Consider the following 24,168-nt stretch of genomic DNA (forward strand, 5'->3'; position numbering starts at 1 on the left):
CCATTAAACCGGGTTCGCAGGTTCGCGGTTCGCACCGCTATTTCCAAGGTAATCAAATGCAACTTAACGCTGTTGAAACGGTGGAGCACTGGTCGCTTCAACGTTTAATCCCTTATGCCAAAAATGCGAGAACACATGATGATACTCAGGTATCACAAATCGCGGGTTCTATTGCTGAGTTTGGATTTGTTAATCCAATTTTAGTGGGTGATGACAATGTCATTATCGCGGGGCATGGTCGATTGATGGCTGCCCAGCAACTTGGATTAGATAGCGTACCTGTCATCGTATTACATCACCTGACAGAGTCTCAGCGTCGAGCGTTGGTTATTGCGGATAACAAAATTGCTGAAAATGCTGGATGGAATGATGAGCTATTAAAGCTCGAGCTAGAAGAACTTGGCGACCTTGGTTTTGATCTCGATGTGATTGGTTTTTCAGATGAAGAATTGGACGAACTATTAGGTGCCGATGATCAGGCAGGCGAAACTGACGAGGACGATATTCCAGAAGTGGAAGAAGAGCCGATAAGTCGCTCTGGAGATATTTGGGTCATGGGAAATCATCGCGTGTTGTGTGGCGACTCGACCAGCAAGCAAGATTTAGAAAAGCTAATGAATGGTGAGCTTGCCGACATGGCGTTCACAGATCCACCTTATAACGTGGACTATGGCAACAATGCCAAAGATAAAATGCGCGGTAAAGACCGACGCATTATGAATGACAACTTGGGTGATGATTTTTATCAGTTTTTAAAAGACTCATTAACTAACCTACTAAGTGTGACTAAAGGGGCGTGCTATGTAGCCATGTCGTCCAGTGAACTTGATACGTTGCAAAAAGCATTTCGTGATGCGGGCGGTAAATGGTCGACGTTTATTGTGTGGGCAAAAAATACTTTCACGCTTGGACGCTCAGATTATCAGCGTCAGTACGAACCGATTTTATATGGATGGCGTGAAGGCAATGATCACTTTTGGTGTGGTGCGCGAGACCAAGGTGACGTTTGGTTTTTTAATAAACCGGTAAAAAATGATCTTCACCCGACAATGAAACCTGTCGAGTTGGTTGAGCGAGCAGTTCGAAACTCCAGTAAAAGCCGTGACATTGTTTTAGATATATTTGGCGGCTCTGGTAGCACCCTAATCGCCAGTGAAAAAACAGGACGGGCTGCACGCTTAATTGAGCTGGATCCAAAATACGTGGATGTTATTGTCAGGCGCTGGCAAGACTATTCTGGTGAACAGGCTGTTCGTGAAAGTGATGATCTGTTGTTCGATGATCTTGCTATTTCGATTCAGTCCGCTTCTGCAAACTAATTGCACTAGCTGGTAGTAATGACTCACACGTTGTGATGGCATCTTCCTCCCACTTGAGGAAAGAGCGGTTTAGATTATTCAGCGTTGTTTCGATGTGTGATTGCACCAAATAACGAACATCATCAGTAGGCTCTAGCTCTTGGATAAAATCGAATAAGTCATCATCACCGACAAGGTGATACAGTTTTTCACAAGCTTGATTCTTCAAGAGTGGCTCGCTCATCAATTTTTTTAACTGATGTGCTTTTTTAGCGGTATTTGGTTGGCTCCATGTACCCATAATCTTTGCCTCATTTTTTGTTTGTGATGGCATGAACGCTTCAATGTCTGGGATAATCAAGTCAATTCTTAAAGTTTAAAACTGTGCCATTCACCCTGTTTGAATAGGTAGAGATATTGCGCATCACATGCCTTTGCCAATGCAAATAACTCTGGTTGGCTGCGAGTGATTCTGGGTTGGGTTTGATCCCAGGAATCACCGCGATCCCGGTGGTAAGCACAAACTGTTTCGCCCTGCACAAAGGAAACATCTCCAAGAGCTATCAAACTCTCGGCGTGATATTCACTGTTGTGATGTTGTCTTAGCGTTGGACCTACGCCATTGTCGGTGTCGTATCCATCGTGATGGCAATAAATGGATTGATAAGTCACCTCGTCTTTTGTCATGGCGATAAAGCAGCGAGTGCTCATAGCGTATCTCCTTGAATTCGGTACCGGCGTTGTTGGTCGTCATCTTTGTATGAGGTAACAATAAGGCCCAGTCGTTTTTTAAGGGTATTTGAAAACACTCCTCGAACGGTGTGTTTTTGCCAGCTAGTCTCCGTACAAATTTCTTCGATGCTGGCGCCTTCTGGGCGCTGCATTAGCGCGATCATTCGGGCTTGCTTGGTTCCCTCGCGTAGAGTGACGGGTTGGCTAGGTTCCGTTTTTGTGGGCGCTGGTCGGCCTATAGCATCAAACCCTTTAGCATTGATGATGTAGCCATTTTCAAATTTAGTAATAAGCTCTCGCTTCAATAAACCTTGGATAACCCGAGGCTTAATACCCGCGTTAATGTTACTGGGTAATGGCTCTATGTTGTTGTCGGACCGCTTGCTGGCGGCTTCAAGGATGGTGATTTGAGTATCGGTGAGTTTGGTCATGATGTGCTCCTTATTCGGCATGTTCGCCTTCGTTAAAGGCTGAGTCGGTGATTTGTTTGAGTAGTTCGGCGTAGTGGCCTAGGTCGCCAACGTGCCCCCAGTTGATTTCATCGGGGTGAGCGTTGAAGTGGTCATTGCTGAGTGCTTGTAAGCGCTCAAGGGCTGTGTCGATTTCAGATTTTCGAGCTAAAAAAGCGTCTAATGCGTTCTGTTTGTGAGCCATTTTGTTGTCTCCAAGTGCTGTTTTGTTAAGCACATGAACGCTTCATTCAGCGGTCTTATCAACTCATTTGTGCTTATTAACTCGACTAAAAACAACAGGTTAAAAGATGGGCGTATCACTGCGGGCTTATGCCAAACATCGAGGAGTGTCAGATACCGCTGTGCGCAAAGCGATTAAGTCTGGCCGTATTCAAGCTGAGACTGATGGCACCATCGATATAGCTAAAGTCGACAAGCAATGGGCTCGAAACACAGACCGCGCCCAACAGCGTAAATCGTCAGGTGCAACTAAAGCAGTACCCAAAGCTGCGCTTGATGCAGTCGCTGACACACTGAGTGAAAGTGGCAATACCGGTGGTGGCACCACCTATATGCAAGCCCGAACAGCTAATGAAGTCCTTAAAGCCCAGACCAATAGAATCAAATTACAGCAACTAAAAAATGAGCTGGTGGATCGCGCTAAAGCGATCGCTCATGTGTTTCGTATTGCAAGAGCCGAGCGCGACGCTTGGCTAAGTTGGCCAGCAAGAATATCTGCCCAAATGGCCGCAGAACTGGAGGTTGACCCGCACAAGATGCATGTCATGTTGGAGTCTTATGTCAGACAGCACTTATCCGAGCTTAGCGACATCCAACCAAAGGTCGATTGACGAACACGGACGTTCTAATGCCGTGGCGTCAGGGATGACGAGGAACGGTGATACTGAGTTTTACGACGGGGTAATAGAGCTCGAAAAAGCCTGGAATGAAGGCTTAAAACCAGACCCCATGTTATTGGTGTCTGAATGGGCTGATCAATTTCGTGTGCTATCCCCTAAATCGGCTGCTGAACCCGGCCGCTGGCGTACTCAACGAACGCCTTATCTACAAGAAATCATGGATTGTTTGTCAGTATCTTCGCCGGTACAGCGCGTTGTATTTATGAAAGGCGCGCAGGTTGGCGGCACAGAGGCTGGCAATAACTGGATCGGCTACGTCATCCATATGGCACCCGGTCCGATGATGGCAGTTTCGCCAACCGTCGAAATGGCAAAGCGTAATTCCCGTCAGCGTATCGACCCTCAACTTGAAGATGTGCCAGAGCTAAGGGCGCGTGTTGCGCCTGCGCGCAGCAGAGACTCAGGTAATACGGTTCTCTCAAAAGAGTTTCCTGGCGGCGTACTGGTCATGACTGGCGCAAACAGTGCTGTCGGCCTGCGATCTATGCCTGCTCGTTATCTGTTTATGGATGAGGTGGATGGATATCCGGGCGATGTTGAGGGTGAAGGCGATCCTATTTTGCTGGCTGAACGTCGAAGTGCGACCTTTGCACGCAGGAGAAAGGTGCTGCTCGTGAGTACGCCAACCCTCAAAAGTACATCGCGTATTCAGAGAGAATTTGAAAACTCAGATCAGCGTTATTTTTATGTGCCTTGTCCCTCATGCGGTCATTCACAGCCATTGCGGTTTTCTCAGTTACGATGGGAAGAAGGCAAGCCGGAGAATGCGCAGTATTGTTGTGAGAATTGTGATTTCTTAATTAGTGAACATCAAAAAACCGAGATGTTCAATCAAGGTTACTGGCAAGCAACCGCTGAAGGTGATGGCCAAACACAAGGCTATCACTTGTCGTCACTCTATAGCCCTGTCGGTTGGTTTTCATGGGAAGACGCTGCAAGAATATTTGAAGGAGCGCAACAAAATCCGGATTTAATGAAAGGCTTTGTGAATACCGTTCTCGGTGAATCTTATGAAGAAGAATTCGAGGCACCAGAATGGGAGCGTTTATATGAACGACGAGAGTCTTACACCATTGGTGTTGTTCCTGAAGGAGGTTTGTTTTTAACGGCCGGTGTTGACGTTCAGCGCGATCGCTTGGAATGTGAAATCGTCGCTTGGGGGAGAAGCAAAGAGTCATGGTCAATCGACTATTTAGTCTTAGACGGTGATACCGCTCTACCTGATGTATGGAAAAAACTCGATCGAGTGCTTAGCAAAGATTGGCCTCACGCTTTAGGAAGCTCGCTGCCAATTCGTGTGATGTGCGTTGATTCTGGTTATGCCACTCAGGATGTTTATGGGTGGGTACGCAATTATCCTCAGGCAGTCTGGGGTGGCGCAGGTGCACGAGCATCACAGCCAAGAAGTGTCGTTGCCATAAAGGGACGAGATACAGAAACAGCATTAATCCAGAATGTCTCAAAAGCGGATACCGGTGGTAAACGCCGAGGATTGAGGGTTTGGAATGTCAGCGGGCCGGTTGCCAAAGTTGAACTTTACCGTTGGCTCAAGCTGCCGAGACCGACGGACGAGGAGCGGGCTTTGGGTGAATTATTTTCACCAGGGACTTGCCACTTTCCCCAGTATGGAGAGGAATATTTCAAACAGCTCACCGCTGAGCGACGCATTATCCGTTTACACAAAGGCTTCCCAAAAGCTACATGGGAAAAAGACCCGACTCGAAATAATGAGGCTTTGGATTGCCGTGTGTATGCACGAGCAGCTGCAAGTATTTATGGTCTTGATCGATTTAAAGAGTTGCAGTGGAAGCGATTAGAAAATGCGCTTGGTGAAGTAAAGCAAAGCACACCAGTCCAAAGCGAAAGCGCTCAGCCAATCGCAAAGAAAACAACTAAAGCATTTCGACAACGATCGTCTGTCGTTGCAGATGACCCTTACCTCTAAGGTGTTTATGAGTGATTTAACAATACTCCGGCAGCGACTCATTGATGCTGAATCCGCACTGCACCGTTTGATGATCGGTGAACTAGAAGTGACGGTGTCTGTTGGCGGTTATGGTGCCACCACTTATGCACAAACCGATATCAACAAACTCACGGCTTACATTGCGAAGCTTAAGTCGGAGATAGCAGCAAAAGAGGGGCGCCCACGACGCGGCCCCCTGTTCATGAAATTCTAAGCTTATGAAATTTTAATTATCCAATAAAAATGCTAGTTGAGGCGCTATGACCAATCAAATGATCTTAGGCCCTGATGGCTTACCACTAGTATCTGATACGGCTCACCGGGCGGCTTCATTGTCTGCGAGAGAGATGTCGAGCTGGCGCCCAATGGCTGGCTCACCAGATTCAGATTTGCTCGATGAACTGCCTACACTGGTTTCACGCTCTAGAGATCTGGCGAGAAACCATGGAGTAGCCTCAGGGGCAATTCAAACACTGGTGGATAATGTCGTTGGGACTGGCTTGCGCCTATCAGCGCTGCCTGACTATAAGGCACTAGGAAAAGACAAAGACTGGGCAGATAGCTGGTCGAGAAAAACAGAAGCACTTTGGCGTAGCTGGGCTGACACCACTGAATGTGATGCTTCAAAAAGTCTGACATTCAATGGTTTAACAACCCAAATGTTCCGCTCGGGCCTAATCAATGGCGAAGCACTTGCTTTGCCACTATGGCTTCCCAATAGAAGCCAGGCGTTTGCAACAACTATTCAGCTTATTGAGCCCGACCGTTTAGGAAATCCAAATGATCGAATAAACGATGCCAATATTCGCGCTGGTATCGAGGTTGATTCTTATGGTGCGCCATTAGCTTACTGGATTGCTAAGACGCATCCGGGTGATCAACTTCTTGGTGTTAGCAATAACGCTCAAGAGTACGAGCGCATTCCAGCACGCACCCGCTTCGGTCGCCAGCGTGTTGTCCATGTTCATGACAAGGAACGAACCGGTCAAAGTAGAGGCAAGCCGATCTTTAGTAGCATTATGCCGCTATTTAAGATGCTTGATCACTATGAGCGTTCCGAAATGCAAGCGGCCGTTGTCAACGCAATGATCGCTGCTTTTATCGAAACGCCATTAGACGGTGAATCAATTAGTGAAATGTTTGGTGGGTCTGGCGAGGATTACATGGCTGCTCGAAATGAGTGGCAAGTAAAGCTTCAAGGTGGTGCCGTTATTCCAATATTTCCAGGAGATAAAGTCGCGCCTTTTACGCCCAGTCGGCCTAATTCTGCTTACAGCAGTTTTGTAGAAAACATTCTTCGTCATATCGGCACCGGGTTGAACTTACCTTTCGAATTGTTGATGAAGGATTTTTCGAAAACCAATTACTCCTCAGCACGCGCAGCATTGATGGAAGCATGGCGATATTTTATTGGCCGACGTCATTGGTTAGCTACTTATTGGGCGAAGCCTGTTTATGAGCTCTGGTTAGAGGAAGCTATTAACAAAGGCATGATTGAGGCACCAGGTTTTTATCAAAACAAGGCGCTGTGGTGTCGATGCAAATGGATAGGTCCTGGGCGTGGGTGGATTGACCCTGTAAAAGAAGCCAAGGCTTCAAAGATACGGTTAGAAATTGGCCTTTCAACGCTCGAAGATGAATGCGCCACCCAAGGCTTAGACTGGGAAGAAGTTCTCGAACAAAGAGCTCGAGAGCAAACAAAAATGAGAGAGCTAGGTTTGAATACTGAAACGGCTCAATACGCTCCCCAGACTACAGAGGAAAAACAATGAAGTTCTGGAATCATGCAGCTGGTGAGCCATGGGCAATTACCGAGGCTGCTCTTAATAATATTTTAACGATTGCATCACGCCAAAACGAAAGCATCGAAGTGGTGTCTGCAAAGCTTGGTAGAGAATTAGATAACAGTTACGTCACTGAGATTCGTGAAGGTGCGGCGGTTATTCCTGTCGTGGGTCCTTTGTTTCGCTACGCAAATATATTTACTGCAATTAGTGGTGCATCCAGTTACGAGGTTTTAGCGAAAGACTTTACCAGTGCTTTAGAAAATCCAGACGTCCATAGCATTATTTTAGATATCGATTCACCGGGCGGCGAAGTCAATGGTTGCGCTGAATTTGCCAGTATGATTTTCGAAGCTCGTGGCAAAAAGCCAATCATTGCCTATGCCTCAGGTGATGCTGCTTCAGGTGCGTATTGGATTGCGTCAGCTTGCGATCAAATTATTGCTTCAAAAACGTCCATGCTCGGGTCCATTGGTGTGGTAGCGGTTTATCGAGGAAGTAAAGATGAAAGCGTCTTAGAGATCGTGTCATCCCAAAGCCCATATAAACGATTAGATCCAAGCAGTAAGGATGGAAAATCACGACTGCAATCACGTATCGATGATTTAGCGACGGTATTTATTGAATCCATTGCAAAGCATCGTGGTGTTGACCCGCCAACGGTTATCAAAGACTTCGGTGGCGGTGATGTCTTTATTGGCAAGAACGCCATCAACTCAGGATTGGCCGATGATATCGGAAGCCTGGAACAAATTATCAATGAACATTTAAACAATCAGAACCCCGCCAAGTTGCGGGGTTCTTCTTTTTTAGCACTTGAGGACAGCACGATGACTGACAAAAACCACAAGACCGAGGCTTCTGAAGGGCAAGTCCTTAGTCTGGAATCATTAAAAGCCGACTATCCGCAGTTGGTTGAAGCCATTCAAACCGAAACTATAGCCTCTACGAATGATGAAGCATCCCAGCAAAGCGTTATAACAGAACGTGAACGTATTGGCGCCATCATATCTTCTGAGGCTGCCAAGGGGCGTGAACAGTTAGCTCAGCACCTGGCATTTTCTACGGATATGAGCGCTGATATGGCGCTGGCAACGCTAGATGCTTCACCGGTCAAAGCCGAAGCATCGGCTCCTGTTTCCAATACAGGTTTTGAACAAGTCATGGCCTCAGTGGGCAACCCTGCCATTGAGCCAGATGCTCCGGAACAGGAAGGCGATGATGCCGATGCAGTGGCGAAACGGATCGCTAAGTTTTCACAAGGGGGTGCGGTATGAGCATGCCAGGGATTGCAGAAGGGGTTAACGATCAGGGGAGCTATGCGCCTGACAATCTAATTGCAGGTGAATTTCCGCGAATTACTCGAGTTGTCACGATTACTGGCGGTGCCACATTACCTGCTGGCGCTGTGTTAGGCAGGGTTGCAGCTAGTGGAGCCTATTTATTGAGTGACGCAGGAGCAAATGATGGATCAGAAGAACCGGATGCCTTGCTGGTCGAGGCGGTGGATGCCTCCACTGGTGATACACAGGCCCATGTGTATTTAGCGGGTGAATTTAATGCGGAAGCTCTTACGTTTGGTCCGGGCCATTCAATAGCGTCTATTTCGATCGCTTTTCGAGAGCGATCTATTTTTCTACGAAACAATCAAGCTTAACCAGCAATAGGATATTCTCATGGATATATTTTCAACTCATGTGCTTAACCGAGTCGTCGAGCACTTGGATCGTCCAGCATCCTTTTTGCTGGATACATTTTTCGGTTCAATTCAAACAGAAGATAGTGAAGAAATTCACTTCGATATTGATAAATCCAAACCGCGATTAGTGCCATTTGTATCACCGCTCGTCCAGGGTAAGGTCATTGCTGCGGAAGGGTTTGAAACACGTAGTTTTAAGCCTGCCTACGTGAAAGATAAGCGTCGCTTTGACCCTAGTGCTCCACTGAAGCGTTTGATTGGCGAAACCATTGGAGGGAATTTAAAGCCCATGGACCGCCGAGAGGCTGCATTAAATCGTGCGTTAACGAGTCAAGTGGAAAACCTGACTCGCCGCGAAGAAGTGATGGCGGCCGAAGCATTACGAACCGGAAAGATTACCGTAACCGGTGAAGACTACCCAACACAGATTATTGATTTTCAGCGTGACTCAGCACTGACTCAGGCACTGACAGGCGCGACTCGGTGGGGTGAGCCTGACGTTAAAGTATTAGATGACATTGAAGACTGGGCGGGCTTAGTACAAATCAAATCGGGTGCCGCCGCTCGTACCGTTGTTATGGACCCTTTGGCATGGCGAGTCTTCAAGGCTGATCCCAAAGTTGAGCGCTTGCTTGAGCTCCGTCGTGGAACCTCCAGTACATTAATAGTCGACCCAATCCTCCGAGGGCAAGGTAACGATAAAGCACGCTATGTAGGTTCAGTGGGCGATTTTGATTTCTGGGTTTATAACGACGCCTACGTCGATGATGATGGTGTTTCCAGAAATATGCTGCCGGAATATACGGTATTGATTGCCAGCCAAGGTTTACTGGAAGGTACCCGGTGCTATGGCGTGATTCAGGATGAAAAAGCCAACTATCGGGCAAGCCGCTACTTCACCAAATCATGGTTGGAGGAAGATCCGGCAGTACGTTGGTTGCTGATGCAGTCGGCCCCGTTGATTGTGCCTTACCGCCCTAACGCAACATTTTGTGCGACGGTTCGTTAGGAGGCAACATGATAAATTTTTCTGGAAATAAATTTGCACAGCCGAAGGCTGCCCATCAGGGTGCAGCACATGGAGGTGCTGCATGAAAATAACCACAACGATAACGCTGCGAATTGGCAAACCAGGTGCTTATGAATATGTCGCTCCTGGTACGCCCGTAAACTTACCCAATGAGGAGGCTGAGTATTTGGTTTCGCGAGGGTTTTCCATTCAGGAACCCTCGAAGAGTTCAAAATCCACTGATTTGATCGATGCGATTATGGATGCCATTGACGATCTAAAACCTGATGCATTTGGTAAAGATGGCAAGCCTTCGGTAAAAGCCATCGAAGAAATTTTAGGACAAGGCATTTCAGGGGGTGATAGAGATAAGGCATGGGATGCGTATCAGTGTCTCATTCGTGATGAACGTTAACGATCGCTTTAAAAAGGCTATTGATAGTCAATTTTCTCATCTTGGGCGAATGGCAACTTATCTTAAGCCTCTTTCAGGTACTCAAGAAATTCGCGTAATTGCCCGTCGCCCAGAGCAGCTATTTGAACTGGGTGATGGCCACTTACATGCGGAGGACCCGCAATTGGAGTTTCGAGTGTCGGAAGTTGCAACACCTAGCCGAGGCGATGAAATACATATCGATGGTCGTATCTATCGAATTGAGTCTGAGCCACGGTTGGACCTTCATCAATTGGTATGGATCACAGAAAGTTTGCCCCTAATAGAATAAAGGTTCGTTCATGTTGACCTTACAAATTAATCCATCACCTAACTTAAGTGAATGGAGTGGCTCATTCACCTCAACCGAAAAACAATTGAAGGTAGCGGCGACTCGAGCGTTAAACAAGACTGCTCGATGGGCAAGAACACAGGTCGCGAGTAAAACGGCAAAAGAGTTATCCATTAAAGTGGGTGCTGTTCGAGAGGGGCTTATATTGATTAGAGCAAAACAATCGAACCCTCAAAGTGTTGTTGGGTTGTCTCAGCAGTCTGGCGTTATTAAAGCGAAGCAATTAGGTAGTGTATCTCAAAATTCAACGGGCGTTCGAGTTGGTCGACGTCAGTTTGATCATGCTTTTTTGGCAGCAATGCCTAATGGTCATCAAGGTGTTTTTCGACGACGAGGGAAAGCTCGGCTACCCATACAGGAAGTACAAATTGTGATAACTGGGAAGATGCAGGAAATTATGGAAGACCTGTCTAATGGGCCAGCGTTAAAGCAGTTTGAAACGATATTTGATCGTGAACTACGTTACCTTTTGAGGGCCGCGTAAATGGATGTGTTGAGTGTTTTATTCAAGGAAATTCAGCAAGGCTTTTCAGAAATAGTTGGTATACAGCATTGCGGCTCATTTCCACGAAGACGTGATGATATTCGCTTACCTGCGATCTTAATTGATCTGGTTGAGCTAGAGCCTGGTAGTGATCCAGGAACCGGAGAACTGGCTCTTATTGCTCATTTTGAGGCCAGAATTCTGGTGTCTGATCAGTTGCCAGAATCGGACCTTTGGGCGCTAGTGCAAGAGGCCATGCTTTGGTTATTTAATCATTCATGGTCGGAAACCAATATGGGTCGTGCACGCCTAAAACAAGCGAGCCCGGATCATTTTTCGCCTGACTATCAAGGACATCGAGTTTGGCTAATTGAGTGGACCCAAACTGTTCGAGTTGGCGAGAATGTATGGAATGGCACCGATGTTATTCCCAGTGTGATATCTATTTCGGGTTTGGATACAGAAAATCAAGAATTAGAGGTGTAGCCAATGATTGATTTTGAAATAACAGAATTGAATCGTCGGCTCGCCAATATGATTTTGCTGGGGAAAGTTATAGCGGCTGATTACAGTCAGCCAACACCAAAACTACAAGTTAGGATTGGTGAACTTCAAACGGCTTGGTTACCTATGCTCATGCAACGCGCAGGCCCTGACATTAGTTGGTGGCCACTTGAGGTTGGCGAACAGGTTGTCGTGCTTTCTCCTAGCGGGGAGTTAACGCAGGGTGTTGTGCTTGGTTCAATTAACCAAACTGATTATCCATCAACAAGTACCAGTGCTGACAGCCATAAACAGGTTTATTCCGATGGCGCAGTGATTGAGTATGACCGTAAAGCACATCGATTGTCTGCAATATTACCGTCAGGTGCTAAAGCAATGTTGGTATCAGATGGCGGTATTAATTTTGTTGGTGATGTGACGGTTACTGGTGACATCAAAGCGTCAGGGGATATTACAGATCATACTCGTTCGATGAAAAGCGATCGGGTCATTTTCAATAGTCATACTCATGCGGGCATTAAGTCTGGGCCGGGTAACACGGCTCCCCCTAATCAATCGCAGTAACTTATTATGAATGGTATGAATCGAATGACCGGGGCAGTCGCTTCCGGCATTGATCACTTGCGCCAGTCAATTATCGATATCTTAACGACCCCTATTGGATCTCGCGTTATGCGAAGAGACTATGGTTCCCGTTTGTATCAGATAGTTGATGCGCCAGTGAATAGATCGTTGATGGTTGAAATATATTCGGCTGTTGCTGAGGCATTGGTGAAATGGGAACCGAGACTTGAGTTAACTCGAGTGCAAGTTGAAGAAGTTCACCCTGGCGGTTTGATGGTCAGCCTTGAAGGTATTTATCTGCCAGATAACAAGAGAATAGCAATAGAAGGGGTGGTGCTATGAGTGGTTTCAGTGCCATTGACTTAGCTAAATTACCTTCGCCAAATATCATCGAGTCGTTGGATTACGAAACGATATTGCAGGGTATGTTAGAAGGCTTGCTGCAACGTGATGAAAGCTTCTCTGCTTTATTAGAAAGTGATCCTGCGTACAAAATATTGGAAGTGGCAGCCTATCGCGAACTGCTTTTACGGGCGCGAATTAATGATGGTGCTCGTGGCGTTATGTTGGCTTATGCGACTGGCGCCGACCTTGAAAATCTAGCCGCATTTTTTGGTGTTGAGCGCCAGCTTATTACTCCTGAAGATAAAGAAGCAATACCGCCTGTTGATGCTATTTACGAAACAGATGATCGCTTACGTAAACGGGTTCAATTGAGCTTAGAGGGGCATAGTACAGCGGGTCCAATTGGTAGTTATGTCTTTCACGCGCTAGCGGCTAGTCCATTGGTAAAGGATGTGGATGTCTCAAGCCCTGCGCCAGGTAAGGTGAGCATTACTATCTTATCGACTGACGGAAGAGGCATACCCACGAGTGAGGTGTTGGCTCAGGTAGCGGAGCAATTAACGGCAGAGCATGTTAGGCCTTTAACTGATGAGGTGATCGTTAAAGCTGGAGCCATCATTGAATATAACGTTAAGGCGAAACTTTTCCTTTATGAAGGCCCCGATGCAGAGGTCGTGAGGCGTCAATCGCAAGATGCCATCGATAATTACGTGTACCGGCACCACCTTCTTGGGAATGATATTACGCTCTCAGGTATTTATTCTGCCTTGCATCAGCCAGGTGTTCAGCGGGTTGAATTAACAGAACCTATTAACACCATTGTTGTTGAAAATGAATCTGCTGCCTGGTGCAAATCGGTAAGCCTAGTCGTGGGTGGAACAGATGAATAGATCATTGCTTCCATTCAATGCAACTGATTTCGAGAGGCATGTTGAGCAAGTAACGAGCAAGGCAGAGGTGCTTCCAGTTCCGATAAAAACGGTATGGAACCCAACTACCTGCCCAGAAGAATTACTGCCTTGGCTAGCATGGGCTTTATCGGTTGATAATTGGAATAGTGATTGGCCAACAGCTGTTAAACGAGAACAAATAGCAAACAGTATAGAGATTCATCGACGCAAAGGTACGGTATTAGCCGTTAAGCAGGCCATGGCGGTATTTGGTGTGGCGGTGGAGCTTAAAGAGTGGTTTGAATTTAACGGACCACCCCATACGTTTTCGGTAATGGCTTGGGCTGGGGACAACTTTAGCGAAGACGCTCACCCTGTTCTAACTGAAGATTATTACCGCTCATTAAAGCATGCCATTGATTACTCCAAGCCTGTACGAAGTCATTACCAATTTAAAGTCGGCGTGTTGTTTGGTGGCGGTTTTTCAATTGCCACGGCACATCAAATTAAATCTTACATTCGCGCTGAAGGTGAAATGATTTTTCCGGAAGTTCAGCTTGATGGCGCAATCAGTGTGGCCGGTGCGAATCAAACACACAGTGTCACACGTATTAATATGGAGTTGTAATGAGCTCAGCATTTAAACCTGTTATCACTCAAGCGGGTATTACCGCAGTGTTTAACGCCACAAATTCTGGCTTAGAAGCCAATATTGTTGCCGTGGCGTTAGGGGATCAAAGTTGGTCGCCAACATCAGCCGCTACCAAGTTGAAACAAGAAAAACGACGAATACCTGTTGGTAACGGTAATAAGCTGTCGCCGAACCAAATACATATAACAGCCATAGAAGATGGCCAGCAAGAGGCGTATTGGGTTCGGGAGGTTGGTTTCTACCTGGAGGATGGTACTTTGCTGGCGGTTTGGAGTCACCCGTCACAGCCGCTCGCCTATAAGGCTCCCGGTGTGGACTTGTTGCTGGCTTTTGATGTTGCCTTGAGCGCACTGCCCAGTGACAGCATCAATGTCATTGGTAATGGTACTGTTAATCTTTCACCTGCAACCACAGCAAAGTTGGGCGTTGTTCGCTTTGCAACGGATACAGACGCGAAAGCGGGCGCGGTTAACAATGAAGTTGTTACGCCAAAAGGGGTGAGGGTTCATGGTGATGCCCGATATGCACGCGTATCGCACCGTCATCCGTGGAATGAAATTGATAGCAAGCCATCAACCTATCCCCCTTCAGGGCATAGGCACACGTGGACCCAGATCGACAGCAAGCCAAAAACTTTCCCGCCATCCAGTCATAGTCATGACGATCGATATATACGCCTTACGGAAGTGCCTAGAGCCGTATATGTGGATGTGCGAACAACTGGAACTACTGCTACGGGAAGTACCGCTTTAACCTGGGCGCTAGCGATTCATCCAAATAGTGGTTTTAACAATAACGATCATTTGGTCGTGAAGTATAGAAACCGCTATGTGCGTGGTACCGGTAATGGCAGCGCCTGGTGGACCGATGAATACACCACGACATTTATCAAAGCTGGATCTTGGCGTTCGATCGCAACCAGTACCAACGGCTTCTGGGGATAATTATGAAGGTCATTGTAATCTTTAATAAGTTCACAGATCAGTACATTGGCTTAACCTATGCGACTGATCAAATGAACGTGGATGAGTCGTCTTGTGATGAGACGCATTTTAAATATAAGACCGTCGAAATGGATCTTGATAAAGAGGTTTGGGAAGGGAGCTATGGCGATGGTTCAGTGATTGCGATTGCAAATCAGACCACGGTTATTACGGAGACCGAGCTGGATGCTGACTGCCAGGATAAGGTTTTTCGAGAATATCGCTATTATCATCAGCTCAATATTGTTTATCAGCTTTTAGATATGCTGATTGAAAAGTCGGCATTAGACGAGGCGCTTTTGACTGAGTACCGTCGAATGCGTAAATACATTGACGATACAGTGGCTAACAATGAGCGCTACAAGCAGGCGTATCTTACTCAAAATGGTTATGAGTACCGTGATAAAGCAACCGAACGCTCCGTATTAAATGCACAGCTTGAAGGTGGACTTCACGAGGTTGTAGGTCGTGCGCCTCACCCCGGTACGCCGCAATGATCAGTGTTGAACCACACTTAGGCGAGCAGCAAGCTCACACTATTAGGCAAATGATTGCATCGTTAGATGAAGCATACTGGCGTGACCGAAGTAGGCATAAACCTAACTTAGGTCTGAATGGTGAAGTTGGTTATTACTTCTCATGTGGTAGAGAGTCATTTCCTGAAGTAATTCGTTTGGCTGTCGATGCAATCGAACCAATCATTCATGGGTATGAATGTGAAGATTGGGTGGTTAACAGAACCCCCATCGGTGGGGGTATGCCTCCGCATATTGATAACGAAGGGTATCTGGCAGTCTCACTCCTGTGTATGCAAAGTAATAGCGGTGAGTTTCGTTGGTACGAAAACAAGGATCTTGATAAGCCGCAATTCATTTTGGATAAATCAGGTCAGCTTATTCGTTTTAATCAAATGGACCTAGTTCACTCGGTTCCAAGCGCACTATCTGAACGCTACGTCATCGTTTTTCTTTATAGGTAATTCAACATGAGTAAGACCATCAGTTCGCTGCTCTCACCTGAGCAGTGCGGGCAGCTATTGTCTGTGTGTCAGGAAAACACCGATGTGTTTCGAAAGAGTGAAGGTGTTTGGCGCCGTATGGGCGCTAGGGGTAATCAAGTTTTATCCGACTATCGATTCTTAAAGTATTGGCGAATGCCTGCATCACTAAGAGCCTTAATCGATGATCTATTGCCAAATAATTTAATAGAAAATTCAAACGAAATTTGGTTGTTGCACTTTCCTGAAGGTGGGCAGTTAGATTGCTTTAAGGCGAGTAAAGGACTGTTTAACTGCTTGTCTATTCCGCTCAATAGCGGTGGTAGATTTACTCTTTGGCAAGATGGGAAGCCTCAAGCGCTTACGAATACTGCAGGCGACGCTTACTTATTTTCACTCGACACAGAGCATGAAGTACCAACCACCCATCAAGAAGATTGGTATTTATGCTTTCTATTCTTACATCACATTGAGGTTATCCCAAATGCCTGAACAATTTTTACATGGTGTCGAAGTCGTTGAAATCGACTCGGGGCCACGCCCAATTCGTACTGTTCGCTCATCTGTGATTGGGCTTATTGGTACAGCGCCTGATGCAGACGAAGACCTGTTCCCCTACCACACTCCCATATTGATTGCAGGCAAACGCAGTGAAGCGGCGGGCCTTGGTCGAGATGGCACCTTGCCTGCAGCCATTGATGATATTTTTGATCAGACTGGCGCGATGATTGTGCTCATTCGCGTACCGGATTGGTTTGGCGAAGAAGAATGGCCAAGCTTTGAAGAAGAGTTCGAAGGTCCGTGGTTGCCAAATGTCGGCCAGATTATCGGCGGCATTGACGACGAGACTGGACAGTATCTGGGGATTCAAGCCTTCTTAGCGGCAGAAAATGAAGTGCATGTTACTCCTCGTATTTTGATCGCCCCTGAGTTCAGTCATCACCCTGCAGTTGCTAATGAGTTGTTATCAGTCGCAGAGCGTTTGCGAGCAGTCGTGATTGCCGATGGCCCCAACTATAACGATGAAGAGGCCATCGACTATCGACAAATGTTCGGTAGCTCTCGCTTATATCTGGTTGATCCATGGGTGCGAGTTTGGGATGCAGAAGACAATGTCGAGGTGGTTCGTCCCGCCAGTGCTCGAGCTGCAGGGCTTATTGCTAAATCAGATGCAGAGCGCGGATTTTGGTGGTCGCCATCCAATCGTGAAATTCGTGGTTTGATGGGTACGGCACGCAGTGTTGATTTTGCATTGGGCGATACTAACGCCCGCGCCAACTTCCTCAATGAAAATGAAGTGGCCACCATTATTCAAAAGAATGGCTTTCGCTTATGGGGGAATCGTAGTTGCTCTGCCGATCCAAAATGGGCCTTTTTAAGTGTGCGGCGCACCGCTGACATGATCAATGAATCGTTGCTTCGTGCGCATATGTGGGCCGTGGATCGCAACATTACCAAAACCTATATCGAAGATGTGCTCGAAGGCGTCAATGCCTATTTGCGGCACTTAAGGACAGTGGGTGCGATCATTAATGGACAAGCTTGGGCCGACCCTGAATTGAATACGCCGGATCAAATAGCTCAAGGTAAGGTCTATATCGACTTCGATTTTACGCCGCCTTATCCCGCCGAACACATAACATTCAGAAGCCACTTAGTGAATGATTATCTGGTAGAAATTCTGCCAGATGCAACTTAAAGGAGACGAACATGCTTGATGATATTTTGAAAAATATGGCCTTGTTCGTCGATGGACGAGGCTTCGCAGGAAACGTGGAAGAACTTACACTTCCAAAACTCACGTTAAAAACCGAAGAGTTTCGCAACGGCGGTATGGATGCTCCCATCGAAGTGGAGATGGGTATGGAAAAACTCGAAAGCGAATTTACGCTAACACGTTTTGATAAAAACGTATTGAAGCTGTTTGGCTTGGCACCGGGCCAGCTTACGCCGTTAACGATACGCGGTGCCGTGATTTCAGATGATGGAACGCAAACAGCCGTGGTGGTAAACCTTCAGGGCATCGTGCGTGAAATGGATCCTGGTAATTGGAAGCCTGGTGAAAAATCGACTCTAAAAATTATGATGGCTCTGCGTTACTACAAACTCACCCACGGTGGTGACGTTGTTCATGAAATTGATATCCCCAACATGGTTCGCTCCATTGGCGGTGTCGATCAGTTATCTGCGGTTCGTTCCGCGCTAGGCATTTGAGGAGTTGAGTATGCAAACCGAAAAATATTACGTCATTAAGCCAACCACGCATAGCCGCAAAAAAGTCAGTTACGGTGATGAGTTAGCTTTAACAGAATCTCAAGCCCGACCACTGCGCAATGGTGGCTTTGTTTCACCCGATAAAGCAGCGGCACAACGCATCGCAGAATTGGTGAAAGAAAACCAAACACTGCAAGCAAACCAAACACTACAAGCAAAGAGTACCCAAGAAACCGAAGCGCAAACTGAAGCAGACACTGAAGTAAAAAGTGAGGCCAAGTAATGGACAAATTAAAAATTGAACTGACTCATCCCATTGATATTGACGGTACTAAAGTAAGCGTGTTGCAACTTCGTCGGCCTAAAGTGCGTGACATGCTCAGTGTAGAAAAGAGCGTTGATAATGATGCCGAAAAAGAGATCCAGTTGTTTGCCAATCTATGTGAACTCACACCGGAAAACTTGCTCGACTTGGACATGGCTGATTACTCAAAGCTGCAAAAGGCCTATCAAGATTTTTTGTCTTAAGCCCGCGTGATGCTCGTTACGCGTTAGTGACTCTAGCCAGCCATACCGGTTGGGCACTTTCTGAATTACTCGAATTGAACGGTCATGAACTTATACAGTGGCTGGATGTATTACCTCGCGTGCCAAAATCTTAATCAATTAAAAACTATTGGGGGCGCCAATGGCTCAGTCGTCATTTAAATTAGCGCTCCAAATCGGCGCAAGTATTGGTCAAAGCTTTCGTACATCCGTAAGAGGATCACAATCTCAGCTTAACCAACTGGGTTCATCCATCAACAAACTGAAGAACCAACAAGCGTCGATTAAAAAGGTTGAGTTAGGTGAAGCCAGTGTGGGTAAGGCTCGAGTTGCCTATGAAGCCGCCAGTAGAGAGTTATCCCGATTACGTCGTGAAGTTGCCAATACCGATCAGCCCAGCAAACAGCTAACGCAATCATTTGAAGCAGCAAAGCGTAAAACAGAGCGTCTTTCTCAAGCCTTAGGTAAGCAGCGAGATCGCCTGCAACAAAGTCGGAGAGAGTTGCAGCAAGCCGGTGTATCCACCAGAAACTTGATGGCAGATAACGCGCGCTTAGGTGCATCAGTTGAACGCCTGAGTTTGAAATATCGAAAACTGAATCAGGCCATGCGCGCTCAGGAGGCCAATAAAGCCCAGCGCGCAGATCTGCGAGGCCAGTTATTTGATGCGGTGGCATTAGGGGCGACGGTTGTAGCACCGGTAAGCATTGCGGTGAACTTTGAGCAATCTATCGCAAGGTTGGGTGCTATTACCCGCTCGGGTGATGATGCGCTTTTAGGGCTCGAACAAACGGCTCGACGTTTGGGTGAAACAACCCAGTTTTCAGCCTCCGAAGCTGCTTCAGCCATGACCTTTTTGGGTATGGCGGGTTTTAAAACCAATGAGATCATTTCGGCCACGCCGGGCATGCTCAATCTAGCCCAAGCGGCTGGTAGTGATTTAGCGGGTACCGCAGATATTGCATCCAATATCTTAAGTGGTTTTTCTCTAAAAGCCGATGAGATGGGGCGCGTGGGTGATGTGCTTTCTGCCACGTTCACTACATCTAACACCACGTTGCAGATGCTTGGCGATACGCTGAAGTATGCAGCCCCTGTGGCCAGTAGTGCTGGGGCGAGTATCGAACAAGTTGCTGCGATGGCTGGTTTGTTGGGTAATGTTGGTATTCAGGGCAGCATGGCGGGTACCGCATTACGCGCGGCGTTTTTACGTTTGTCTGCACCACCCAAGGTTGCTGCGGATGCCTTAGCCAACCTAGGTGTTGAAGTTAAAGATCTGGATGGCAACTTACGCTCGGTTCCTGAACTATTGCAGGAGCTAGCGCAAGCCACCGAAGGCTTAGGGTCTGCTGAAAGAGCAGAAGCCATTAAGCAAATCTTTGGCTCAGAAGCCTCCGCAGGTTTAACAGAGTTGCTCAAACAAGCTGGTTCCGGCGCATTGGATTCTTATATCCAACAGCTACAGCAAGCGAAAGGCACCGCCGATACCATGGCTAAAAAAATGAGTGCCACCACGGCCGGTAGCCTGAAACGATTGGGCAGCGCACTTGAAAGTGTTGCGATCAGTATTGGCAGTTTACTCCTGCCAACTATTGCTGCTGGTGCTGAGTTGTTTGCCGGTATGGCAAGCTGGGTGTCAGGTGCTGCGCAAGAATACCCATGGCTTACCAAAGCCATCGTCGGTGCAACGGTAGGTTTAGTTTCACTGAAGGTAACAGCTATCGCTGGCGCTTATGCATTCACTTTTTTAAAAGGTGGTGTACTTAGCTTAGTGACTGCATACCGAACCTTGAGTGCTGGCATCGCCATGGCGCAATTAGGCATGGCGCGAATGACTATCCTATCGGCGTTATCTGCTGTTCGAATGGGAGTGGTGACCGCAGCGCAATGGGCGTTGAATGTTGCCATGACCGCCAATCCGATCGGACTCATTGTTGTGGGTATTGCCGCATTAGCGGGTGCAGCTTTTATGCTGATTAAATACTGGGAGCCTATCGGTGAATTCTTTTCAGGCCTTTGGGACGGTGTGAAAAATATTACCAGTGGTGCCGTGGATTGGCTGCTAGGCAAGATGGGCTTACTAGCGAAGCCTTTCGAGTTATTAGGTTCTACCTGGGGCGCTGTTTCTGGTTGGCTAGGCGGTGATGAATCTGCTGACACGCCATCTTCAGGTAATAAACGAAAGCTAGCGACAGCCGCCATTGGGGCATCGCTAGCGGCGCAACCAGCAATGGCATTGCCAGATTCAACGGTCAATGCACTACCTCAAATTCAAGCAGTCAGTGCTTCTACTCATAACCAACAGTCGGTCAGCATTGATGCGCCTATTACCATTCATGCTGCACCCGGTATGGATGAGCGAGCTATTGCCGGTGAAGTTCAAAAAGCACTGGAGCAACGAGAGGCGCGAGCGGCAAGTCAGCAAAGAGGAGTACTTTTTGATGAAAGTTAAGGTGGTGCCATGAGCGAAACCATGATGGCATTAGGCAGTTACCGATTCTCCATCGACAGTGCGGCTTATCAAGAACTAAAGCATAGCCAAGCCTATCGTTGGCAAGCTCAAGAGCGATTACAACGCCGACCAGCCATGCAATTTTTAGGAGCCGGTGAAGAATCGATTGAGCTTAGCGGTGTGATCTATCCACACTTTAAGGGCGGGTTGGAACAGCTGGATACCATGCGTGCTGAAGCTAACAAAGGACAGCCGTTATTACTGGTGGATGGATTAGGTTTTGTCTGGGGACAATGGGTGATTACTCAAATTGATGAGGGGCAGTCATTCTTTCAGGGAAACGGTCAACCGCTTAAACAAAGCTTCCAACTTAAACTTGTGAACTATGGAGCAGACAGCTAATGGCCATTTATCGAACGCGCGATGGCGATATGTTGGATGCAATTTGCTTGTCGTATTACGGCCAAGCGAATGGTTATCTTGAGCCTGTTTTAACTGCGAATCCCGGTCTTGCTGATATGGGTCCAGTCTATTCCTCTGGCTTATTAATAGAGCTCCCGAACCTATCGGAGCAAAACCGGAGCCAAGAGACTATTCGTCTATGGAGCTAATACATGAGACCACGCTTTAGAATTCTGGCGGACCAGCAAGACATCACTGACACAATCCGAGATCGTTTGTTGTCACTTCGCATTACCGATGAGGCAGGCAATCAATCGGATACGGTTGAGCTGCAACTGGATGATCGTGATGCAAAAATACAATGGCCGAGCCATGGCGCTGAGTTGGATATTTCTCTAGGTACCGATCAAAACCAATTGACCCGAATGGGTTTATACATTGTTGATGACATCGAGCATTCAGGGCCACCAAACACCATCACAGTTCGAGGCAAAGCAGCGGATATGCGCGCTTCAATCAAGGCGCCTAAGACCCGCAGTTGGGAAGGGATTACGCTGGGCGCTTTGGTACAGACGATTGCAGGCGAGCATGGTTTGACTGCAAAAATATCTGAGCAATTGGCTTTGATCGCCATAGAGCACATCGACCAAAGCAATGAGTCTGACTTGCACTTATTGACACGCTTAGCTCGGCAACATGGCGCCGTAAGCAAACCCGTTGCAGGCTTTCTGGTATTTGTTTCCAAAGGCGAAGCCAAGTCAGCCACCGGGCAGCAGTTGCCATTAGTTGTGATACCAAAGCACCACATTTCTCGGCACCGTATGACGCAAGCAGAGCGCGGTAAATACCAATCCGTAAAAGCCTACTGGCACGACAATGACACAGCGGAAAAGCAGGATGTATTAGTCGGTGACGGTGAACCGGTGTATTCGATTCGTCATACTTATAACGATGTCCAAGAAGCGAGCAGAGCTGCCTTAGCCAAACTACAAAGCTTACTCAGAGGCACAGCCACGCTATCGCTAACATTACTCGGCAGACCCGAGCTACAAGCCGAAGGAAAGTTGCGTATTACAGGTATCCGCGATCCGGTCGATGACGAATGGGTCATCAACCGTGTTGAGCACCAACTAGATTCCAGTGGATTGCAAACCCGGTGTGATGCTGAAGTACCCAATAACTGATAAGACATTGTTGTATTTGAAACCGCCCATGAGGCGGTTTTTTTATGTATAGGACATACGGTATGTCGCGTTGCCATGGATGGCAAAGAGCGACCATTTTAGGAGGTTGTAAATGGCACCAGCCAAAGAAAAAGAAAACGGCATGGTGGTTGTGCCGAAAGATGAATTTGAAAGCTTGTTGAATAGCGCCGCAGAGCGTGGCGCCGAACGTGTACTAGCGCATCTAGGTTTAGAAAACGGCCATGCCGCTAGGGATATACGAGAGCTTCGAGACTTGTTGGATGCTTGGCGCGATGCCAGACGCACCGCATGGCAAACCGTTATTAAAGTTGCCACCACAGGCATTCTCGCCACCTTGCTGCTAGGCGCAGCCATAAAACTAAAACTGTTCGGAGGACAATAATATGCTGACACTATTAGGTAGCCTGCTTGGCTTTATTTCCAGTGCTTTTCCTGACTTGCTGAAAATCTGGCAAGACAAACAAGACAGAAAACACGAGCTACAGATTCTTGATCGACAAATGGAGCAAATGCGCCTTGGTCATAACCAACGGCTAGAAGAAATTACCGTCAATGCTGATATCAACGAAAGCCTCGCCTTACTAAAGCACGACAGCCAGCCTTCTGGAGTAAAGTGGGTGGATGGGCTTCGAGCCTCTGTGCGCCCTGTAATCACTTACGCCTTCTTCCTGCTGTTTACCACCGTGAAAGTCAGCGCGTTATATGTATTGGTCTTCGATCAAGGCCTAGATTTCGTCATCGCTTTGCCACAAATCTGGGACCCAGAAACACAAGCATTGTTTGCAGCGGTGATGAGCTTCTGGTTCGGCCAACGAGCCTTGGCAAAAGCCAGGGGGCAGTGATATGCGCCATATTACCCAAGATGGCATCGACTTGATCAAACGATTTGAAGGTTTTAGCTCGTCGGTTTATATCTGCCCAGCCGGATACCCAACGATCGGTTACGGGCACTTGGTTCGTGACTATGAATCGTTCGAAGAAATAAGCCAGGAACAAGCGGAAGCATTACTTCGGACAGATGTCGAATCAGCAGAGCGTGCTGTGTTGAGGTTGATCAAAGTTCCCCTTACCGATGGCCAGTTTGATGCTCTTGTATCGTTCACTTACAACTTAGGCTCCGGAGCGCTGCAGTGTTCTACGTTACGCAGGAAGGTCAATCGCCAGGCTCATGGTGAAGTGCCAGCCCAGCTAATGCGATGGGTATGGGCTGGTGGACGGAAGTTGAATGGTTTGGTAAAGAGAAGGTATTGTGAGTCTTCGGTGTATGGAACACTATGAGCGCTAA

General features: G+C 47.3%; 35 protein-coding genes. 31 read left to right on the plus strand and 4 right to left on the minus strand.

Annotated elements, in window-relative coordinates; translation table 11 throughout:
- Positions 1 to 56: 56 nt before the first annotated feature.
- Positions 57 to 1,319, plus strand: a complete 1,263-nt coding sequence (locus L9P87_RS11395) for a site-specific DNA-methyltransferase (protein WP_237444869.1) — start codon at positions 57 to 59, stop codon at positions 1,317 to 1,319.
- Here the strand turns inward: L9P87_RS11395 and L9P87_RS11400 are convergent.
- Genes L9P87_RS11400 through L9P87_RS11415 form a run of 4 tightly spaced genes read right to left on the minus strand, consistent with a single transcriptional unit; the run spans position 1,288 to position 2,684 of the window.
- Entirely contained in the window at positions 1,288 to 1,632 is a 345-nt protein-coding gene (locus tag L9P87_RS11400) for a hypothetical protein (RefSeq protein ID WP_237444870.1), read from the minus strand. The two genes, L9P87_RS11395 and L9P87_RS11400, sit on opposite strands and share 32 nt — an antisense overlap.
- Before the next feature lie 35 nt (positions 1,633 to 1,667).
- A complete protein-coding gene (locus L9P87_RS11405; RefSeq protein WP_237444871.1) occupies positions 1,668 to 2,009 on the minus strand; it encodes a hypothetical protein in 342 nt (113 codons plus the stop codon).
- On the minus strand, positions 2,006 to 2,461 hold the full coding sequence (locus tag L9P87_RS11410; RefSeq protein WP_237444872.1) for a DUF3489 domain-containing protein: 456 nt from the start codon (positions 2,459 to 2,461) through the stop codon (positions 2,006 to 2,008). The genes L9P87_RS11405 and L9P87_RS11410 overlap by 4 nt, the downstream gene beginning before the upstream one ends.
- Before the next feature lie 10 nt (positions 2,462 to 2,471).
- Positions 2,472 to 2,684 (minus strand): hypothetical protein, encoded by a 213-nt coding sequence (locus tag L9P87_RS11415; protein WP_237444873.1) that lies wholly within the window; start codon positions 2,682 to 2,684, stop codon positions 2,472 to 2,474.
- A gap of 106 nt (positions 2,685 to 2,790) precedes the next feature.
- Here L9P87_RS11415 and L9P87_RS11420 point away from each other — a divergent pair, with 106 nt between their 5' ends.
- From L9P87_RS11420 to L9P87_RS11560, 30 genes are all read left to right on the plus strand, one after another.
- Positions 2,791 to 3,333: an elements of external origin gene (locus L9P87_RS11420; RefSeq protein ID WP_237444874.1), complete on the plus strand. Its 543-nt coding sequence runs from the start codon at positions 2,791 to 2,793 to the stop codon at positions 3,331 to 3,333.
- Positions 3,281 to 5,347: a phage terminase large subunit family protein gene (locus L9P87_RS11425; protein ID WP_237444875.1), complete on the plus strand. Its 2,067-nt coding sequence runs from the start codon at positions 3,281 to 3,283 to the stop codon at positions 5,345 to 5,347. Before L9P87_RS11420 ends, L9P87_RS11425 begins: the two co-directional genes overlap by 53 nt.
- Positions 5,348 to 5,354: 7 nt before the next feature.
- Positions 5,355 to 5,582, plus strand: coding sequence for a gpW family protein (gene gpW / locus L9P87_RS11430; protein WP_237444876.1), 228 nt, complete (start codon positions 5,355 to 5,357; stop codon positions 5,580 to 5,582).
- Positions 5,583 to 5,628: 46 nt separating this feature from the next.
- The gene (locus tag L9P87_RS11435; protein WP_237444877.1) at positions 5,629 to 7,140 is read left to right on the plus strand and encodes a phage portal protein; all 1,512 of its coding nucleotides are present in this window, start codon (positions 5,629 to 5,631) and stop codon (positions 7,138 to 7,140) included.
- Positions 7,137 to 8,429 (plus strand): S49 family peptidase, encoded by a 1,293-nt coding sequence (locus tag L9P87_RS11440; protein ID WP_237444878.1) that lies wholly within the window; start codon positions 7,137 to 7,139, stop codon positions 8,427 to 8,429. Before L9P87_RS11435 ends, L9P87_RS11440 begins: the two co-directional genes overlap by 4 nt.
- Positions 8,426 to 8,809, plus strand: coding sequence for a head decoration protein (locus tag L9P87_RS11445; RefSeq protein WP_237444879.1), 384 nt, complete (start codon positions 8,426 to 8,428; stop codon positions 8,807 to 8,809). Before L9P87_RS11440 ends, L9P87_RS11445 begins: the two co-directional genes overlap by 4 nt.
- A gap of 19 nt (positions 8,810 to 8,828) precedes the next feature.
- Positions 8,829 to 9,860 carry a major capsid protein gene (locus tag L9P87_RS11450; protein ID WP_237444880.1) on the plus strand — a complete coding sequence of 344 codons (1,032 nt, stop codon included), beginning with the start codon at positions 8,829 to 8,831 and terminating at the stop codon, positions 9,858 to 9,860.
- Between the two features lie 82 nt (positions 9,861 to 9,942).
- Positions 9,943 to 10,275, plus strand: coding sequence for a hypothetical protein (locus L9P87_RS11455; RefSeq protein ID WP_237444881.1), 333 nt, complete (start codon positions 9,943 to 9,945; stop codon positions 10,273 to 10,275).
- On the plus strand, positions 10,241 to 10,585 hold the full coding sequence (locus L9P87_RS11460) for a head-tail joining protein (protein WP_237444882.1): 345 nt from the start codon (positions 10,241 to 10,243) through the stop codon (positions 10,583 to 10,585). The genes L9P87_RS11455 and L9P87_RS11460 overlap by 35 nt, the downstream gene beginning before the upstream one ends.
- A gap of 10 nt (positions 10,586 to 10,595) precedes the next feature.
- Positions 10,596 to 11,129 (plus strand): phage tail protein, encoded by a 534-nt coding sequence (locus L9P87_RS11465; protein WP_237444883.1) that lies wholly within the window; start codon positions 10,596 to 10,598, stop codon positions 11,127 to 11,129.
- Entirely contained in the window at positions 11,130 to 11,615 is a 486-nt protein-coding gene (locus L9P87_RS11470; protein WP_237444884.1) for a hypothetical protein, read from the plus strand. It abuts the gene before it with no gap.
- A gap of 3 nt (positions 11,616 to 11,618) precedes the next feature.
- On the plus strand, positions 11,619 to 12,197 hold the full coding sequence (locus tag L9P87_RS11475; RefSeq protein ID WP_237444885.1) for a phage baseplate assembly protein V: 579 nt from the start codon (positions 11,619 to 11,621) through the stop codon (positions 12,195 to 12,197).
- Positions 12,198 to 12,203: 6 nt separating this feature from the next.
- On the plus strand, positions 12,204 to 12,539 hold the full coding sequence (locus L9P87_RS11480) for a GPW/gp25 family protein (protein WP_237444886.1): 336 nt from the start codon (positions 12,204 to 12,206) through the stop codon (positions 12,537 to 12,539).
- Complete coding sequence (locus L9P87_RS11485; protein ID WP_237444887.1) at positions 12,536 to 13,432, plus strand: baseplate assembly protein; 897 nt, start codon at positions 12,536 to 12,538, stop codon at positions 13,430 to 13,432. The genes L9P87_RS11480 and L9P87_RS11485 overlap by 4 nt, the downstream gene beginning before the upstream one ends.
- Positions 13,425 to 14,060: a phage tail protein I gene (locus L9P87_RS11490; RefSeq protein ID WP_237444888.1), complete on the plus strand. Its 636-nt coding sequence runs from the start codon at positions 13,425 to 13,427 to the stop codon at positions 14,058 to 14,060. Before L9P87_RS11485 ends, L9P87_RS11490 begins: the two co-directional genes overlap by 8 nt.
- On the plus strand, positions 14,060 to 15,028 hold the full coding sequence (locus tag L9P87_RS11495; RefSeq protein ID WP_237444889.1) for a phage tail-collar fiber domain-containing protein: 969 nt from the start codon (positions 14,060 to 14,062) through the stop codon (positions 15,026 to 15,028). The genes L9P87_RS11490 and L9P87_RS11495 overlap by 1 nt, the downstream gene beginning before the upstream one ends.
- 2 nt (positions 15,029 to 15,030) lie before the next feature.
- Positions 15,031 to 15,564, plus strand: coding sequence for a hypothetical protein (locus tag L9P87_RS11500; RefSeq protein ID WP_237444890.1), 534 nt, complete (start codon positions 15,031 to 15,033; stop codon positions 15,562 to 15,564).
- Complete coding sequence (locus tag L9P87_RS11505; RefSeq protein ID WP_237444891.1) at positions 15,561 to 16,046, plus strand: hypothetical protein; 486 nt, start codon at positions 15,561 to 15,563, stop codon at positions 16,044 to 16,046. The genes L9P87_RS11500 and L9P87_RS11505 overlap by 4 nt, the downstream gene beginning before the upstream one ends.
- Before the next feature lie 6 nt (positions 16,047 to 16,052).
- Positions 16,053 to 16,556 carry a hypothetical protein gene (locus tag L9P87_RS11510; protein WP_237444892.1) on the plus strand — a complete coding sequence of 168 codons (504 nt, stop codon included), beginning with the start codon at positions 16,053 to 16,055 and terminating at the stop codon, positions 16,554 to 16,556.
- Positions 16,549 to 17,763, plus strand: coding sequence for a phage tail sheath C-terminal domain-containing protein (locus L9P87_RS11515; protein ID WP_237444893.1), 1,215 nt, complete (start codon positions 16,549 to 16,551; stop codon positions 17,761 to 17,763). Before L9P87_RS11510 ends, L9P87_RS11515 begins: the two co-directional genes overlap by 8 nt.
- An 11-nt stretch (positions 17,764 to 17,774) precedes the next feature.
- Positions 17,775 to 18,278: a phage major tail tube protein gene (locus L9P87_RS11520; protein ID WP_237444894.1), complete on the plus strand. Its 504-nt coding sequence runs from the start codon at positions 17,775 to 17,777 to the stop codon at positions 18,276 to 18,278.
- Positions 18,279 to 18,288: 10 nt separating this feature from the next.
- The gene (locus tag L9P87_RS11525) at positions 18,289 to 18,561 is read left to right on the plus strand and encodes a hypothetical protein (protein WP_237444895.1); all 273 of its coding nucleotides are present in this window, start codon (positions 18,289 to 18,291) and stop codon (positions 18,559 to 18,561) included.
- Entirely contained in the window at positions 18,561 to 18,806 is a 246-nt protein-coding gene (locus L9P87_RS11530; RefSeq protein WP_237444896.1) for a phage tail assembly protein, read from the plus strand. Before L9P87_RS11525 ends, L9P87_RS11530 begins: the two co-directional genes overlap by 1 nt.
- A 160-nt stretch (positions 18,807 to 18,966) precedes the next feature.
- Entirely contained in the window at positions 18,967 to 21,276 is a 2,310-nt protein-coding gene (locus L9P87_RS11535; protein WP_237444897.1) for a phage tail tape measure protein, read from the plus strand.
- A 9-nt stretch (positions 21,277 to 21,285) separates the two neighbouring features.
- A complete protein-coding gene (locus L9P87_RS11540) occupies positions 21,286 to 21,678 on the plus strand; it encodes a phage tail protein (RefSeq protein WP_237444898.1) in 393 nt (130 codons plus the stop codon).
- The gene (locus tag L9P87_RS17915; protein WP_354001896.1) at positions 21,678 to 21,887 is read left to right on the plus strand and encodes a tail protein X; all 210 of its coding nucleotides are present in this window, start codon (positions 21,678 to 21,680) and stop codon (positions 21,885 to 21,887) included. Before L9P87_RS11540 ends, L9P87_RS17915 begins: the two co-directional genes overlap by 1 nt.
- Before the next feature lie 3 nt (positions 21,888 to 21,890).
- On the plus strand, positions 21,891 to 22,862 hold the full coding sequence (locus tag L9P87_RS11545) for a phage late control D family protein (RefSeq protein ID WP_237444899.1): 972 nt from the start codon (positions 21,891 to 21,893) through the stop codon (positions 22,860 to 22,862).
- A gap of 112 nt (positions 22,863 to 22,974) precedes the next feature.
- Positions 22,975 to 23,265 carry a DUF6127 family protein gene (locus tag L9P87_RS11550; RefSeq protein WP_237444900.1) on the plus strand — a complete coding sequence of 97 codons (291 nt, stop codon included), beginning with the start codon at positions 22,975 to 22,977 and terminating at the stop codon, positions 23,263 to 23,265.
- A 1-nt stretch (position 23,266) separates the two neighbouring features.
- Positions 23,267 to 23,725 carry a holin family protein gene (locus L9P87_RS11555; RefSeq protein ID WP_237444901.1) on the plus strand — a complete coding sequence of 153 codons (459 nt, stop codon included), beginning with the start codon at positions 23,267 to 23,269 and terminating at the stop codon, positions 23,723 to 23,725.
- A 1-nt stretch (position 23,726) separates the two neighbouring features.
- Entirely contained in the window at positions 23,727 to 24,161 is a 435-nt protein-coding gene (locus L9P87_RS11560) for a lysozyme (protein ID WP_237444902.1), read from the plus strand.
- Positions 24,162 to 24,168: the final 7 nt, after the last annotated feature.

This window comes from Sinobacterium norvegicum (assembly GCF_923077115.1).
Classification (GTDB): domain Bacteria; phylum Pseudomonadota; class Gammaproteobacteria; order Pseudomonadales; family Sinobacteriaceae; genus Sinobacterium; species Sinobacterium norvegicum.

What these genes read in the sequence shown, in the direction of transcription:
- L9P87_RS11395 (WP_237444869.1), top strand. Translation starts at nt 57, where the DNA reads ATGCAACTTAACGCTGTTGAAACGGTGGAGCACTGGTCGCTTCAACGT.
- L9P87_RS11400 (WP_237444870.1), bottom strand. Translation starts at nt 1,632, where the DNA reads ATGCCATCACAAACAAAAAATGAGGCAAAGATTATGGGTACATGGAGC.
- L9P87_RS11405 (WP_237444871.1), bottom strand. Translation starts at nt 2,009, where the DNA reads ATGAGCACTCGCTGCTTTATCGCCATGACAAAAGACGAGGTGACTTAT.
- L9P87_RS11410 (WP_237444872.1), bottom strand. Translation starts at nt 2,461, where the DNA reads ATGACCAAACTCACCGATACTCAAATCACCATCCTTGAAGCCGCCAGC.
- L9P87_RS11415 (WP_237444873.1), bottom strand. Translation starts at nt 2,684, where the DNA reads ATGGCTCACAAACAGAACGCATTAGACGCTTTTTTAGCTCGAAAATCT.
- L9P87_RS11420 (WP_237444874.1), top strand. Translation starts at nt 2,791, where the DNA reads ATGGGCGTATCACTGCGGGCTTATGCCAAACATCGAGGAGTGTCAGAT.
- L9P87_RS11425 (WP_237444875.1), top strand. Translation starts at nt 3,281, where the DNA reads ATGTCAGACAGCACTTATCCGAGCTTAGCGACATCCAACCAAAGGTCG.
- gpW (WP_237444876.1), top strand. Translation starts at nt 5,355, where the DNA reads ATGAGTGATTTAACAATACTCCGGCAGCGACTCATTGATGCTGAATCC.
- L9P87_RS11435 (WP_237444877.1), top strand. Translation starts at nt 5,629, where the DNA reads ATGACCAATCAAATGATCTTAGGCCCTGATGGCTTACCACTAGTATCT.
- L9P87_RS11440 (WP_237444878.1), top strand. Translation starts at nt 7,137, where the DNA reads ATGAAGTTCTGGAATCATGCAGCTGGTGAGCCATGGGCAATTACCGAG.
- L9P87_RS11445 (WP_237444879.1), top strand. Translation starts at nt 8,426, where the DNA reads ATGAGCATGCCAGGGATTGCAGAAGGGGTTAACGATCAGGGGAGCTAT.
- L9P87_RS11450 (WP_237444880.1), top strand. Translation starts at nt 8,829, where the DNA reads ATGGATATATTTTCAACTCATGTGCTTAACCGAGTCGTCGAGCACTTG.
- L9P87_RS11455 (WP_237444881.1), top strand. Translation starts at nt 9,943, where the DNA reads ATGAAAATAACCACAACGATAACGCTGCGAATTGGCAAACCAGGTGCT.
- L9P87_RS11460 (WP_237444882.1), top strand. Translation starts at nt 10,241, where the DNA reads ATGCGTATCAGTGTCTCATTCGTGATGAACGTTAACGATCGCTTTAAA.
- L9P87_RS11465 (WP_237444883.1), top strand. Translation starts at nt 10,596, where the DNA reads ATGTTGACCTTACAAATTAATCCATCACCTAACTTAAGTGAATGGAGT.
- L9P87_RS11470 (WP_237444884.1), top strand. Translation starts at nt 11,130, where the DNA reads ATGGATGTGTTGAGTGTTTTATTCAAGGAAATTCAGCAAGGCTTTTCA.
- L9P87_RS11475 (WP_237444885.1), top strand. Translation starts at nt 11,619, where the DNA reads ATGATTGATTTTGAAATAACAGAATTGAATCGTCGGCTCGCCAATATG.
- L9P87_RS11480 (WP_237444886.1), top strand. Translation starts at nt 12,204, where the DNA reads ATGAATGGTATGAATCGAATGACCGGGGCAGTCGCTTCCGGCATTGAT.
- L9P87_RS11485 (WP_237444887.1), top strand. Translation starts at nt 12,536, where the DNA reads ATGAGTGGTTTCAGTGCCATTGACTTAGCTAAATTACCTTCGCCAAAT.
- L9P87_RS11490 (WP_237444888.1), top strand. Translation starts at nt 13,425, where the DNA reads ATGAATAGATCATTGCTTCCATTCAATGCAACTGATTTCGAGAGGCAT.
- L9P87_RS11495 (WP_237444889.1), top strand. Translation starts at nt 14,060, where the DNA reads ATGAGCTCAGCATTTAAACCTGTTATCACTCAAGCGGGTATTACCGCA.
- L9P87_RS11500 (WP_237444890.1), top strand. Translation starts at nt 15,031, where the DNA reads ATGAAGGTCATTGTAATCTTTAATAAGTTCACAGATCAGTACATTGGC.
- L9P87_RS11505 (WP_237444891.1), top strand. Translation starts at nt 15,561, where the DNA reads ATGATCAGTGTTGAACCACACTTAGGCGAGCAGCAAGCTCACACTATT.
- L9P87_RS11510 (WP_237444892.1), top strand. Translation starts at nt 16,053, where the DNA reads ATGAGTAAGACCATCAGTTCGCTGCTCTCACCTGAGCAGTGCGGGCAG.
- L9P87_RS11515 (WP_237444893.1), top strand. Translation starts at nt 16,549, where the DNA reads ATGCCTGAACAATTTTTACATGGTGTCGAAGTCGTTGAAATCGACTCG.
- L9P87_RS11520 (WP_237444894.1), top strand. Translation starts at nt 17,775, where the DNA reads ATGCTTGATGATATTTTGAAAAATATGGCCTTGTTCGTCGATGGACGA.
- L9P87_RS11525 (WP_237444895.1), top strand. Translation starts at nt 18,289, where the DNA reads ATGCAAACCGAAAAATATTACGTCATTAAGCCAACCACGCATAGCCGC.
- L9P87_RS11530 (WP_237444896.1), top strand. Translation starts at nt 18,561, where the DNA reads ATGGACAAATTAAAAATTGAACTGACTCATCCCATTGATATTGACGGT.
- L9P87_RS11535 (WP_237444897.1), top strand. Translation starts at nt 18,967, where the DNA reads ATGGCTCAGTCGTCATTTAAATTAGCGCTCCAAATCGGCGCAAGTATT.
- L9P87_RS11540 (WP_237444898.1), top strand. Translation starts at nt 21,286, where the DNA reads ATGAGCGAAACCATGATGGCATTAGGCAGTTACCGATTCTCCATCGAC.
- L9P87_RS17915 (WP_354001896.1), top strand. Translation starts at nt 21,678, where the DNA reads ATGGCCATTTATCGAACGCGCGATGGCGATATGTTGGATGCAATTTGC.
- L9P87_RS11545 (WP_237444899.1), top strand. Translation starts at nt 21,891, where the DNA reads ATGAGACCACGCTTTAGAATTCTGGCGGACCAGCAAGACATCACTGAC.
- L9P87_RS11550 (WP_237444900.1), top strand. Translation starts at nt 22,975, where the DNA reads ATGGCACCAGCCAAAGAAAAAGAAAACGGCATGGTGGTTGTGCCGAAA.
- L9P87_RS11555 (WP_237444901.1), top strand. Translation starts at nt 23,267, where the DNA reads ATGCTGACACTATTAGGTAGCCTGCTTGGCTTTATTTCCAGTGCTTTT.
- L9P87_RS11560 (WP_237444902.1), top strand. Translation starts at nt 23,727, where the DNA reads ATGCGCCATATTACCCAAGATGGCATCGACTTGATCAAACGATTTGAA.